Here is a 13509-nt window from a genome sequence, read left to right on the forward strand (position 1 = left end):
TTAACGAATTAAAGAGAAACTACCTGAAAACGTTTGTCCTTCCGAGGTTTGAAATTTGTACCAATATTCGTTGCTTGGCATAGGTTTTCCTCTGTATGTTCCGTCCCAACCTTGTGTTTGTCCTGGTTTGAAGTAGAACAATAATTTCCCGTAACGATCAAATATATACATGATGGCAGTTTGTTGTACCGCGATTGAAATTCCTCGTACATTCCAAGTGTCGTTTGCCATGTCATTGTTTGGAGTAAAGAAACCTGGAAAAGAGATGTTAGCAATGTCAACAACGGTTTCGTAACAATCAGGATCTACAAAAAAGTTGGTAATACTTTTACATCCGTTACCGTTTGTTACTGTAACAAATATTTCCTGCGTATCATTGGTTGCATAATAGATAGGATCAATCGAATTGATTTCTTGTTCAGCATCAATTTCAGAAAGGTAAAATTCTAAAGAATAACTTGTATTTCCTGTCATAATAATTTGCGCATAACTATCATTTAAATTGAAGTATCCATTAGAATTGTTATCAATATAACAATCTGTCAATAAGCGGGCACTTGGCGAATTTACCATAGGTTCTACTACAGGATTTTGTAGTATTTCAATGATGAATTGTGTGGTTTCAAAACAAGTAGTTTCTATATTTTCTACACGAATAAAAATGGTGCTTTGTCCCGAAGTTAACGTAAAGTTTGTACTCATAGCATCTACATTGTTCAGCGCATCATCCGCGGAAGCGTGATAGGAGACATTCACATTTTCCGTAACATTTTGTAACAGTTCATTTTCTACTAGCGTGAGATCAAAAAGTTGACTATTTCCATTTTCGCAAGCAACTATATTGTTGGGCGTTACTAAATTTAAATTTGTATTGGTAGTGATGTCAAATTGTGTCGTTGCAAAGCAGTCAGTATCTACATCTTGTACGCGTACATATATGGTGTCCTGATTTGTATTTGTCGTATAATTTGTAGAAACAGCATTTGTATTGTTGGCTGCATCATCTTCAGAAGTGTGATATGTAACCGTAACATTTTGTGTTGTATTTGCCAACATATTTTCTTCTACTTGCGATAAATCTACGGAAGTGTTGTTTTGATTTGCACACAAAGTAATATCGTTTGGCGTTGTTATTTGTAAGCTTTCACTAAGGATAATGTCAAATTGCGTCGTAGTAAAACAGTCATTGTCATTATTTTGAACGCGTACAAAAATAGTTTCCTGTCCTGGTGTTATTTGATAGTTTGTATTGATCGAATTTGTTCCAGAATCAGCATCTGCCATTGAATTGTGATACGTAACCGTGACAGGAACTGTGTTGTTTTGAAGTAATTCAGTTTCTACATCAGTAAGTGTAAAAATTCCATTGTTTTCATATTGACATGCAACCAAATTTGAAGGCATTACCAAAGTTGGACCCAAATCAGCACTGATGTCAAATTGTGTAATAGCAAAACAATCATCGTCTACATTTTGAACGCGTACATAGATTGTTTCTTGATTTAATAATGTGTTATAATTTGAATTGACTGCACTTACGTTTGCTGTAGCATCTTCTTCTGAATTGTAATAGGTTACCGTGACAGGATTGGTTACATTTTGAAGCAACTCAGTTTCAACTTCCGTTAAATCGAAAGTAAAGCTGTTAGGGTTTTCGCTACAAATACTTATGCCTGTTGGCGTTGTTAATTCAGGTATTGTGTTTGTAATGATTAAATTTACTTCTATAATTTCAAAATCGCCTGTCAGCGTGTTTTCAACTCTTATATAAATGGTTTGTCCGCCTTGTTGTGTATTTGTCCATTGGTCAGGAAGTGGATTTACACTAGCATTTGCATCGGCAAGATTGCTATGTGACGTAATTTCATAAGAAAAGGCTTCGTGCAAACCTGCGGCGCCATACCAAGCTCCATAAGTAAAATTGTTGGTAGCAATGGTATCAAAGGTAAACGTGTCTAAATTGATTTTATATACTTCTGAAGAAGAAACTCCGTAAAGTGTTCCTAATTCGCTAGCCAATCCAAATGTTGCATCTGGAATTTGACCAAGATTTACATGCGATACATAGTTAAAATTAGTATCTAAAGTTACTTCAAATAGTTGTATTGTACCATCAGGATTTCTCCAAGCAATGTACATTTTATCTCCAAGCATTACAAAATCGCCTGCAGGCGTACCATTTCCGAAATCATGCCAAACATACGGCGGCGTGCTTCCATCACTATTGAAGCGATATACAACACTTCCAGAAGCTCCACCAAAGTACATATTTCCTTGCGTATCAAAAGATAAAGAGTTGGAAGTAGGAGTTGTACCCAAACCAGGAACAGTTGCAAGTGTACAGTTGGTATCATCTAAAGAAAAAATAGTGCTAAAATCAGTTACGTAAATTACTTCTTGTTCGTCTACAGCAATATCAGAAAAACTACTAGACACATCACAAATAAGTTCTGTGTCGACAGTGCCCGATAAGTCACTAAATTTTACAACAGCACCTGTAGAAGTACACACATAAATTGCTTCTTCAATAGCAACACTATCATAAGTTTCTAAAATATCAGCTTGAATGCTAGAAATATCAATGTCTACAAAACCATCATCATCGCAAATAGTATATGTAATAGGATCCATCATTGCTTCTGATTTATCATCAAACAATGCATCTTTAGATTTTCCTGAAAAGGCAAAAATCGCTAGTATAATAATAAATCCTATTTTAAATTTTGACATATAATTTTTGTAATGATTTCCTTTTTATCAGATGTGAATTTCCATGAAAGGTTGCGTTTTTTTAGTGTGAAAACGATAGCGTTCTGGGATTTTTCTTCATTATTTACTGATGTTGGATATCCTATTTTTATTTATTTTACAACTTCAATCCATTGTCCTTTGGTTCGTACAAAGAAATCATTGTCGTACATGGCTTCTGCCTGAACACCAGGTAAATAATATTTTCCTAAGTAAGAAGCATTGAGCAATACATTGAAGGTTTTTGCTTTTCCTTTTGGCAAATCGAAATAGAAATTTACACGATCGTCTCTAATATCAGTATGTCTCGCTTCGCTTGATGGCGTATTTCCGTAATCGGTAAAACGTGTATTGACAATTTCCCAACCTGAAGGGAAAATTTCTGTCAAAGCTACATCGCCCACAAATTCAGGTTTGTCATTAGAAACCGTAACTGTTGCCATAAAATCGGTTCCTTGTTGCAATTTTGAAACGTCAATTTTATTTCCTGCTTTGTCTTTGTACGTTATACGAATGCTCAGGTTTCGTTTTTCTGCCAATTCTTCTCCAAGCGGTAACTTTCCTGTACTTAATACACGTACAAACAATACATTGTCTTGTTTGTTTTCAATTTGTACAGCATTTGCACCATTTTTAATATTTAAATCACGTTGCGCAATTGCTTTGGAAGTAGTGATATTTTGCTGATTTTTCCCGTTGACGGAGAATTGCATTTTGATATCTTTTCCACCATTTTGCGTGACCATTTTACCCATTGCCAATAAACTATATGCGGTAGTTTGTGTGCTCATCCAGCGATTGGAAGATAATTCTTTAGCAATCGTCTTTGCCATTTCAATTGCTTTTTTGTCTTTAAGAATTACCATTGTTTCCATTGCCATGGCGCGATTTCTATTTACCGAACCATACGTGTAATCGTAACGACGACTATTTAAAGGTGTAAAGTTAATATTGGCAGTTTTTGCAATTTGTTCCGCAGCTTCTTTTTGTGAAGCCAACGCGTATGCTGCTGCCAATCGCCATTTGGCATCGTTTGATAAATTATTGGACTCACGCAATCGGTTCATGGAAGCCAAATCAGGATGACCAGCCAACGCCAACGTATATAAACGATACGCTTGTGATAAATCAGCATTGTAATAGTTATTTGCATTATGACGCCAAGAACGTGCTGCGTTTTGCTGAAACTTTATCCACTGATCCATAAAATTTAATGGCAAAATGTATCCTTTCTTTTCGGCTTCAATCATAAAATGACCTGCATATGTTGTTCCCCAATCATTGGTCATATTTTCTCCAATCCAGTAACTTAACCCGCCATTTGGACGTTGAAAATGTGCCAAACGCTTGATGCCTTTTTCTATATTGATATCTATTTGCTTTTTCTTTTCATCAGTAAGATCAAAAATATCCTTGAGATATAATTGCGGGAATACGCTAGAGGTTGTCTGCTCAATACAACCGTGCGGATAACGAATGAGATATTCCATACGTGCTGTAAAATCCATTGGTGGTAAGGTAGAAAATTCTACAGTTGCCGCGTTGGTTCCTGCCACTCCAAAAGTGTCAAAGTTGATTGCTTGCATGCTTTTTCCATCCATGGTAAGTTCGTATACTTTTTTCGAAATCGGATTCGGATTTTCCACGTCAATTTCTACTTTATACGATGCTTTTTCGCCGTTTCCTGTTGCGACAACTTCGATGGTTTGAATGCCTTTTGTTTCGCCAACATTCAAATCAAAAAAGACCATTTTTTCATCTGGTTTGCTAAAGTTGAGTGTTTGCTTAGTGCTTCCTACGGCAGAAATTCCGTTTTGTAATTTTAGTTGTAACGTTACATTTTTCACTTTCTTTTCCATGGCAAAAACCGTAACAGGAAGTGTTACTTTTTCTCCTGGACTTAGTTTTCGTGGAGCTGTTGCCAAGACCATTAATGGTTTTTTTACTTGCGATGATTTTTCTGCATTTCCGTAGGCTTCTGTTTTTGAATTTCCTGCTACAACCATTGTACGCACTGCGCCAATATAGTTTGGCATTTTGATAGTATGCGATTTTGTTTGTCCAGCTTTTAGCTGAAAAGGTCCTAAATATTTAACCACAGGCTTGAAACGATTTGCTTTTTTGTTTTTTGCACCGTTTCCGCCATCGCCACCACCAACAGCAAATACTTGATCGATGTCTCCGCTAAAAGCGCCAATAATGTCATCGTATACATCCCAAGTTCGGACACCAAGCGCTTGACGTTGGTAGAACAAATCCCAAGGATTTGGCGTTCTAAATCGGGTTAAATCTAACAAACCTTCATCAACCACAGCAAGCGTGTATGTCATGGCTTTTTTGTTGGTTTCGCTCACTTTTACTGTAAACGATTGTTCTGGTCGCAGTGTTTCGGGTACTGAGATTTTAGGTTTTATAATTGTTGCTGGATTTTCTACTAAGATTGGAATTACTCCGTATAAACGAATTGGCAAATCATTGGAAACATTGTCATGTTTTTGAACTAAAGAGATATTGACAAATACATTTGGCGCCATTTCTGACGTAATTGGAATGGTCGTTGTCGTTTGTTTTTTAGATGTTTTTACCCATTTTGTACTCAATACTTCTGTGCCGTTTTCAACACTTACCAAAGCACGTCCGCCTTGTCCTGATGGAAATGTGATGGTTGCTTTTTCTCCAACATTGTATTTTTCCTTATCTGCCGCAAAAATCAACATTTTAGCAGTTTCTGAGTTTCCATCATTGCTTCTACGCCACCAATTTTTGTAGAAATACGCAGTTCTTCCTGTGGCGTGACCACTTTTTGGATCGGAGATGCGAATTAAATACCGCCCGCGATCATCGTCTGGAATATTGAGCTTGAAACTTCCTTTTCCACTAGCGTTTGTGTTTAAGGTAAATGTTTGGTAGTGTTGATGGTAATCACTTCCAGAATATGAAGATAAATCTTCATAGGAAGAACTCCACCACCAACGCCAATTGATTTTGTAGACTTTTACCACCAATCCATTACGCTTGATAGGTTTTCCTTTGTCATTAACCGTAACGAGCTCAAATTGATTGTCTTCATCAGTATAAAAAGAACCGTATTGTTTTGGTTCTGGCGATTGCAATCCGACAAAAGAAGTGTATGGCGCAAAGTTTTTAGAAAAGGCATCAATAGAGAAATCGCCACCATTTTCAAACACACGCGTTAAGAACGAAGCGCGCAACATGCCAGGCGCATTTTTTTCTACGTTTATTTTTTTAGAAATGTCAACCAAACCTTCTTCGTTGAGGTTTCCTTTGAACATGACAAATTCTTCCGTGTTGAATTCACGTGTCGGATCGTTGAATTCGTATTTCGGAAATTTCTTGAAAGATGTTTTTGTACTTGTCAATCGTACGTTGACTTCTGCTTTTAAGTTTTTTGCTGGTGCGCCGTGTAGCCAAGTCGCTTGCAGTGTTCCTTCAATCGGTCTGGAATTGGCTAAGATTTCATCCTCAAAGTCAATATTAATTTTCAAACGATTAGGTTTTACCGTTTCTACTTTGAGCGATTTCGAGAAATGTACACCACCAACACTTACATGCGCTTCCCAATTGCCTGTTGGCGCTTCTCTATCTGTGGCAACGGTAAATTTATAGAAGTTGTCTACACCTTGCGTGGTAGTATTTTTGTAGATTAATTTTCCGCGCGCATCTGTCACTTCCATTTTTACAGGATGATTTTTTGGAAGTGGATTTCCTTTGTCATTTAATACAAATGCCAGATGTAACGTGTCGCCAGGTCGCCAAACGCCGCGTTCGCCATAAATATAACCGTTGATTCCTTTGTTTATTTCTTTCCCAGAGACATCAAACTTACTCATGGAAAGCGAGTTTCCATCGTTCAGTTTCACGTACGTCATTTGATTGTTTTTTGAAATAATAGCAAAGTAGGCGTTTTTGTCAGCGTCAATCGTTGTTAATCCTTCTGAGTCTGTGCGTCTTGAGGCAATTTCGTGTTGTTGATAATTGTATAAAGTTACTTTTGCATTGCCCACAGGATTTGTAGTTAGAATATCGCTTACCGCAAAATAATACGATTTGTTTTCGCCTCTTTTTACAATGACACCTAAATCGGAAGCCAATACATTTGCCGTTAAAAAACGATCTTGCAAGTAATAGGAATCTGTACAAGGATTTTCACGGTCATCCCAATTGTAGCGATAGTTTCTAAAGCTGTAAATTTTATTGTCCCAATAGGCTTCTTCGTTTTCGTCTTCATCTTCACGATTTTGATAGTAATCACCACGCGCGCTTGCATCTTCCGCAGAAGCGGTATTTTCACAAGTATACAACGCATAATCTCTTTTAAAGCCAATTTCTATTTGATAAATAGCGCCAGGTTCTGCCTGAAAAAGTTTTGATAAGTCAATTCCGTAGGTTTTCCATTGTCCGTCGTTTTCATTTTCATTTTTCACCAAATCAATGGTTTCTTTAGCGATGCGTCTTCCTACTGTACGAATGCTGTAACGATCAATTTCATTGATTTGGTTTCCTTGTAAAAACTGCAATACATTTTTTTGGTATATTTTGATGATGCGCACATCAACAGCCTTTAGGTTAATTGCCTGAAAGTTGTAGGTTAGATTTTTAGAATTTGGTAGAATAACACCTTTACTTATGGCGCGTAGTTGCGGTTTTTGTTGTTCAAATGAAACGCGTCTTGAATAGTCTTTTTTTAGTTTGAAACTTTCTTGATTTTTGATACCAGGAAATACTTCCAACATGGCTGTTCCTGTGATTCTATTTTTTGGATATACATTTAAGATGTTTCCATCAATAGCATAGGTAATATTTGGCTGTCCTGTTACGGTTACCAAACCTTCAAAGTTTTGGTTTTTTAATAATGGATCGGAGAAGTTGATGCTTATTTTTTGTTCAGCACCTTGTGAAACCGTAACACCAATAATAGAGAAGTTATTTTGCCCTGGAATGGTATAGTTTCTAGTACCTTTTGCTGTAGAATTGATAGGTTTTCCTGTCCATGATATTTTTATTTGTGTATTGTCTTCTGGTCTGTTGATGCTGTCAATCATAAATACATAAGTTTTACTGTTGAGCAATGGCGTATCCCATGTAATGTTTAGTTTTTTTCCGTTTTGTTTAGCGCTTAGTAATTCTTCTAGTTTTTCTGTAGGAATTATATCTGCGGAACGCAATGTACCGTTTAAGTATTGCCATTCTTTGGAGTACGATTGCAAGTTATTGGTTGTAATAGTAAAGTTTGGCGCCACTGTTTTAAAGGCGAATGTGTAGGTGCTAAATTCACTAGGAACATTTTCATAGATATCTTCCAACTTTACAGTTACCGTATATTCTGTGTCGGGTTTTAGTGGCGTTTCAGGTGTAAAGCGCAAGGTTTTATTATTTTGAACCGACAGTTTTCCTGCTATTTTTGGATGAATTTCTATGAGCTCGGCAGAAACTTCTTTTTCGTCGTCACCCCAATTTGGCACTTCTTTTTGAAGTCCGATGATAATGGGTTCGCTCACGGAAACTGTTCCAGCAGTTGTTTGATAGATGTAGTCTTTGAATTCGAAAATATTATCGGTTTCAGGACTTGTTTTTTTACACGAAAAGAAACTGAGAAATACTCCCAAAAAGATGAAAATTGTAGTGTTGCGCATGATTATTTTTTTTGTAAAGTAGGCAGACTTTTTCATAATTTTGGTGTTCTTTGAGTATTCGTCGTGATGTATTTAGAATTCGTAAAACTTTTTCAATTTTACGTTTTTAGTCTTTGTAAATTCCAACTGTGATTTTTCCCTTTTCGTCTACTGTTGCACGATACATTCCTGGTGTATTGAATTCGGCAACTAAGTTTCCTTTAGCATCAATAGCAATAATTCCGCCATCGCCGCCCATATTTTTTAGTTTGTTTTGAATGACTTCTTTTGCGGCTTCTTGTAGCGACATGTTTTTGTATTCCATCAAGGCAGAAATATCGTATGCTACATTGGCTCTGATAAAATATTCGCCATGTCCCGTTCCTGAAACTGCACAGGTTTTATTATTTGCGTACGTTCCTGCACCAATAATGGGCGAGTCTCCAATACGATTCCATTTTTTATTGGTCATTCCGCCAGTAGAAGTTCCAGCAGCGAGGTTTCCGTTTTTATCTAAAGCCACACAACCAACGGTTCCGTATTTGTAATCTTTCATATACGGATCTAAATATGCTGTTTTGTCTTTGTCGCCTTGTTTTGCTTTTTGAAGCGAATTGAAACGTTTTTCTGTAAAGAAGTAACTTGTGTCAACGACTTCCAAGCCTTGTGCTGCGGCAAATTCTTCTGCGCCTTTTCTTGCAAGCAATACATGATCTGAGTTTTCCATCACTTTTCGTGCCGCAGAAATCGGGTTTTTTAAGTTGGTCACACCTGCAACAGCACCCGCATTTAATGTTTTTCCTTCCATGATAGAAGCATCAAGTTCGTTTTTGCCATTGTTTGCAAACACAGCTCCTTTTCCTGCGTTAAAAAGAGGTGAGTTTTCTAGAATGTGAATCGTCTGTTCGACAGCATCTAAACTAGAACCTCCATTTTGTAAAATTTCATATCCTTTTTTGGCAGCTTCTTCCAATTTTGCTTTGTATTCGGCTTCCATTTCTGGCGTCATGTTCTTTTTTAAAATAGTTCCTGCGCCGCCGTGAATGACCAATCCAATGCTATTTTTTGGAGTTTCATCTACTTTTTTAGGAGTTTTTTCTTCAGAAGTATTTGCACAACTATTTAGAATAAAAGCAAGTAGGAGCAAAATTAAAGCCGATTTTTTCATAAATATGGAAAAGATTGATTAGTGGCTTCAATTTACATAATTTCAAACGGAAAAGCATTTGTTTCTTAGATATTTATTCACAATATGCTTTATAAAAAAGAGGCTGTCTAAAAAGTACAGATTTCGTCAAACCGAACTTGATTCGGTTTCTCATAACGTTTGAAAATCAACATGATGAGATTCTGGGTCAAGTCCAGAATGACGTTTCAATATACTTTTTAGACAACCTCTTTAATGGTAGGATTTTAAATTGAATTAGTTTTTAAGCATCACAAGGTGCATTTATAGATTGTTGACATCCTAAATCCCAAGATGGCTCACATTCACAAGCAGTATACAATTCGCTATACCAAGTACATTGATAAATGTCATAGGTAAATACACATTCTTTTATGTTTCTTGATAGTGGAATTGGAAAAGGTCCTTGTGCGCCTCCGTTTAGCTTTGATACAGATGCTTTTTTAAGCGATAATGATTTTAGTTTCTTTTTTTTCATGATTATAGTTTTTGATTACGATTTGAAAAGTTAGGAAAATATAAAGTAGGTAAATTACGGTTTTACCTTACTTAACAATTGTGTGTCAGTGAGTTGTGAGGTTATTTGATAACAGACAAGGAATGATCTCTAAAAAATCCGTAATTTTAAAATCTAAAATTCTAAATGACAATGGCGATACAAAAACCGTTTAATCTCAATCAATGGATTGAAGAAAATAGAGATTTATTAAAACCTCCTGTAGCTAATAAAAATTTGTACAAAGAAGCAGGCGATTATATTGTGATGATTGTTGGTGGTCCAAACGCTAGAAAAGATTACCATTACAATGAAACCGAAGAATTGTTTTATCAGTTGGAAGGAAATATTGAAGTTCATGTCCAAGAAGATGGCGAGAAAAAAACCATGAAATTAGGTCCTGGCGATATGTATTTGCATCCTGCTGGCGTGCCACATTCTCCTGTGCGTTTTGAAAATTCTATTGGCTTGGTGGTAGAGCGCAAACGAAAAGGAACAGATTTAATGGATGGTTTGCAATGGTATTGTGATCATTGTAATCATAAACTGCATGAAGTACGATTTCCACTGAACGATGTAGAAAAAGATTTTCTAGGACATTTTAAAGATTTTTACGCTTCTAAAGAATTGCTTACTTGTGATAATTGCGGACACGTAATGCCAGTAGATGAACGATTTACCGCAGATGAAGCTTAAGCTTGTTTGTATAGCGATCATTTTTGGAACTTTTGTATTTTCATGCGAATCGAAACTTTCTGCAGAAGCGATTGTAGAAAAATCTCTGAAAGAAGCTCATGGAGGAAAAGCGCAATGGGAAGCACATAAAGTTTTGAGGTATGAAAAATCAACAACATTGTACGACAGTTCTGGAAAAATAACACTTGAAAAAAAGCAAACTTTTCACAATACATTGCAACCTGAGTTTACCTCAAAAGTAATTTGGAAAGAAAATGATGAAGAACATCGCATTGTTTTTGACGGTGAAGAAATATACGTATTTATTGATGGTTTTCAGGTAACTGATGATGAAAAAGTCGCGAAAGCTCACAAAGAAATTATGGGCGCACACTATGTATTTTGGCAACCTTATAAATTAGCAACCGACGATGTTTCGTTATCATCAGAAGGAAAAGTAAAACTAGATGATGGAAGTGAAGCGTATAAAATAAAAGCGGTGTATCCTGATAGCGAAACGATTTGGTGGTATTATTTTGATACAGAAACATTTCAACTCAAAGAAAATTTAGTCAAACACGGAAAAACCTACAGTCAAATAAAAAACTTACAGCACGAAGCGAAAACAGGATTGTTTTTAAACAAAGAACGAAAGAGTTATATGATTGATAGTACTAAAAATCAAAAATACCTTCGCGCACATTATCAGTACAACATTCTAGAATTGAAATGATAAACAGATTATTCACGAATGAAGATTGCTAGAATTATGCTATCTTCGCAAAAATTTAACAAAAGAACTAAAAAAAGTTATAAATAAATGGGAGCAGTAACTACTGATTTTGGAATCAAAGAAGCTTTAGAAACACTTGGCTTAAAAGATATAAATGAAGGAACATCAACAGGTTCAAACAATTTCTCAAACGGAGAATTGATCGAATCCTATTCTCCAGTAGATGGAAAATTGATTGGAAAAGTAAAATCGACTACAAAAGAAGATTATGAAAAAGTGATGGAAGCTGCCACTTCAGCTTTTAAAACTTGGAGAACGATGCCAGCGCCACAACGTGGAGAAGTAGTGCGTCAGTTTGGAGAAAAATTAAGAGAGAAAAAAGAAGCACTTGGAAAATTGGTTTCTTATGAAATGGGGAAATCTTACCAAGAAGGTTTAGGAGAAGTTCAAGAAATGATTGATATCTGCGACTTTGCAGTTGGATTATCACGTCAGCTCCACGGACTTACGATGCATTCAGAGCGTCCAGGACACAGAATGTATGAGCAATATCATCCACTTGGAGTTGTAGGAATTATTTCTGCATTCAATTTCCCAGTAGCGGTTTGGGCATGGAATACAGCATTAGCTTGGATTTGTGGTGATGTATGTGTGTGGAAACCATCTGAAAAGACACCAATGTGTGGAGTTGCATGCCAAAATATTGCAGCTGAGGTTTTTGCTGAAAACGACTTGCCAGAAGGAATTTGCTGTTTGGTAAACGGAGATTATAAAGTAGGTGAGTACCTTTCTAAAGATACACGTATTCCTTTAGTTTCTGCAACAGGTTCAACGCGTATGGGTAAAATTGTTGCCAAAGAAGTAGCAGGACGTTTAGGAAAATCGTTATTAGAATTAGGCGGAAACAACGCAATTATTGTAACGCCTGATGCAGATATAAAAATGACCGTAATCGGAGCTGTTTTTGGAGCTGTTGGAACGGCTGGACAACGTTGTACATCAACTAGAAGATTGATTATTCACGATTCAATTTATGACAAGGTAAAAGATGCAGTTGTTGCGGCGTACGGACAGTTGCGTATTGGAAATCCACTTGATGAAAACAATCATGTTGGACCATTAATTGACAAAGATGCGGTAAAAATGTATGAAGCGGCACTTGAAAAAGTTGTTGCTGAAGGCGGAAATATTGTTGTTGAAGGTGGTGTTTTGGAAGGAGAAGGTTATGAAAGTGGTTGTTACGTAAAACCAGCAATTGCAGAAGCAGAGAATTCTTTTGAAATTGTGCAGCATGAAACATTTGCTCCCGTTTTATACTTACTAAAATACAGCGGAAGTATTGAAAATGCTATTGAAGTTCAAAATAGTGTTGCACAAGGATTATCGTCTGCGGTAATGACGAATAATTTGCGTGAAGCAGAACGTTTCTTAAGTCACGCAGGATCTGATTGCGGAATTGCCAATGTAAACATTGGAACGTCTGGAGCAGAAATTGGTGGTGCTTTTGGTGGAGAAAAAGAAACTGGAGGCGGACGCGAATCAGGATCTGATGCTTGGAAAATTTACATGCGTAGACAAACAAATACAATTAATTACACTACAGAATTGCCATTGGCGCAAGGAATTAAGTTTGATTTGTAAAAAAGATTAATACAAAACTCAAAAAACTCGCTTCTTTTGGAGCGAGTTTTTTTATGGTTTTTATTGAAAGATTGAAGTATTTAAAAATTCTGTTTCCTTTCGAATTTCTGAACGTCAATTCGAGTGGATTTGCATAGCAAATTTGTATTTCGACTGCGCTCAACAGAGCTATCGAGAAGTACTTTAAAAACATTAAATCCTTTCGGATATCAAAGTGGCTTTCGATACAAAATTCTTTCATTTCGACTCAGCTCAATGTGCAGAATTTCATTCGATCTGACGCTTTGTAATTTGAAGTAGAGTAGTTTAAAAAAAATCAAAAAAAAGAATTCAAAGAGATTCCTATTTACAAAGTAACAATTCTAAAAGCAAAGCGCTCTAAAAGGCTAAGCCGATC

General features: G+C 36.3%; 7 protein-coding genes. 3 read left to right on the plus strand and 4 right to left on the minus strand.

What is annotated here, in order from left to right:
- The 4 genes from KAOT1_RS16335 to KAOT1_RS16350 all read right to left on the minus strand — a co-directional run bounded on the left by KAOT1_RS16335 (position 1) and on the right by KAOT1_RS16350 (position 10045).
- On the minus strand, positions 1 to 2730 hold the full coding sequence (locus tag KAOT1_RS16335; RefSeq protein ID WP_007095974.1) for a T9SS type B sorting domain-containing protein: 2730 nt from the start codon (positions 2728 to 2730) through the stop codon (positions 1 to 3).
- Between the two features lie 131 nt (positions 2731 to 2861).
- The gene (locus KAOT1_RS16340) at positions 2862 to 8402 is read right to left on the minus strand and encodes an Ig-like domain-containing alpha-2-macroglobulin family protein (RefSeq protein ID WP_040559624.1); all 5541 of its coding nucleotides are present in this window, start codon (positions 8400 to 8402) and stop codon (positions 2862 to 2864) included.
- A gap of 106 nt (positions 8403 to 8508) precedes the next feature.
- The gene (locus tag KAOT1_RS16345; RefSeq protein ID WP_007095976.1) at positions 8509 to 9549 is read right to left on the minus strand and encodes an isoaspartyl peptidase/L-asparaginase family protein; all 1041 of its coding nucleotides are present in this window, start codon (positions 9547 to 9549) and stop codon (positions 8509 to 8511) included.
- Positions 9550 to 9811: 262 nt separating this feature from the next.
- Positions 9812 to 10045 carry a hypothetical protein gene (locus tag KAOT1_RS16350; RefSeq protein WP_007095977.1) on the minus strand — a complete coding sequence of 78 codons (234 nt, stop codon included), beginning with the start codon at positions 10043 to 10045 and terminating at the stop codon, positions 9812 to 9814.
- A 171-nt stretch (positions 10046 to 10216) separates the two neighbouring features.
- Between KAOT1_RS16350 and KAOT1_RS16355 the strand changes: the two genes are divergently transcribed.
- From KAOT1_RS16355 to amaB, 3 genes are all read left to right on the plus strand, one after another.
- Positions 10217 to 10759, plus strand: a complete 543-nt coding sequence (locus KAOT1_RS16355; protein WP_040559625.1) for a 3-hydroxyanthranilate 3,4-dioxygenase — start codon at positions 10217 to 10219, stop codon at positions 10757 to 10759.
- Positions 10749 to 11471 (plus strand): hypothetical protein, encoded by a 723-nt coding sequence (locus tag KAOT1_RS16360; RefSeq protein ID WP_007095979.1) that lies wholly within the window; start codon positions 10749 to 10751, stop codon positions 11469 to 11471. Before KAOT1_RS16355 ends, KAOT1_RS16360 begins: the two co-directional genes overlap by 11 nt.
- 87 nt (positions 11472 to 11558) lie before the next feature.
- The gene (amaB, locus tag KAOT1_RS16365; RefSeq protein ID WP_007095980.1) at positions 11559 to 13112 is read left to right on the plus strand and encodes an L-piperidine-6-carboxylate dehydrogenase; all 1554 of its coding nucleotides are present in this window, start codon (positions 11559 to 11561) and stop codon (positions 13110 to 13112) included.
- Positions 13113 to 13509 lie beyond the last annotated feature (397 nt).

This window comes from Kordia algicida OT-1 (assembly GCF_000154725.1).
GTDB classification, from domain to species: domain Bacteria; phylum Bacteroidota; class Bacteroidia; order Flavobacteriales; family Flavobacteriaceae; genus Kordia; species Kordia algicida.

Excerpts from the sequence above, each read along its gene's own strand:
- KAOT1_RS16335 (WP_007095974.1), bottom strand. The coding sequence starts at position 2,730 with ATGTCAAAATTTAAAATAGGATTTATTATTATACTAGCGATTTTTGCC.
- KAOT1_RS16340 (WP_040559624.1), bottom strand. The coding sequence starts at position 8,402 with ATGCGCAACACTACAATTTTCATCTTTTTGGGAGTATTTCTCAGTTTC.
- KAOT1_RS16345 (WP_007095976.1), bottom strand. The coding sequence starts at position 9,549 with ATGAAAAAATCGGCTTTAATTTTGCTCCTACTTGCTTTTATTCTAAAT.
- KAOT1_RS16350 (WP_007095977.1), bottom strand. The coding sequence starts at position 10,045 with ATGAAAAAAAAGAAACTAAAATCATTATCGCTTAAAAAAGCATCTGTA.
- KAOT1_RS16355 (WP_040559625.1), top strand. The coding sequence starts at position 10,217 with ATGGCGATACAAAAACCGTTTAATCTCAATCAATGGATTGAAGAAAAT.
- KAOT1_RS16360 (WP_007095979.1), top strand. The coding sequence starts at position 10,749 with ATGAAGCTTAAGCTTGTTTGTATAGCGATCATTTTTGGAACTTTTGTA.
- amaB (WP_007095980.1), top strand. The coding sequence starts at position 11,559 with ATGGGAGCAGTAACTACTGATTTTGGAATCAAAGAAGCTTTAGAAACA.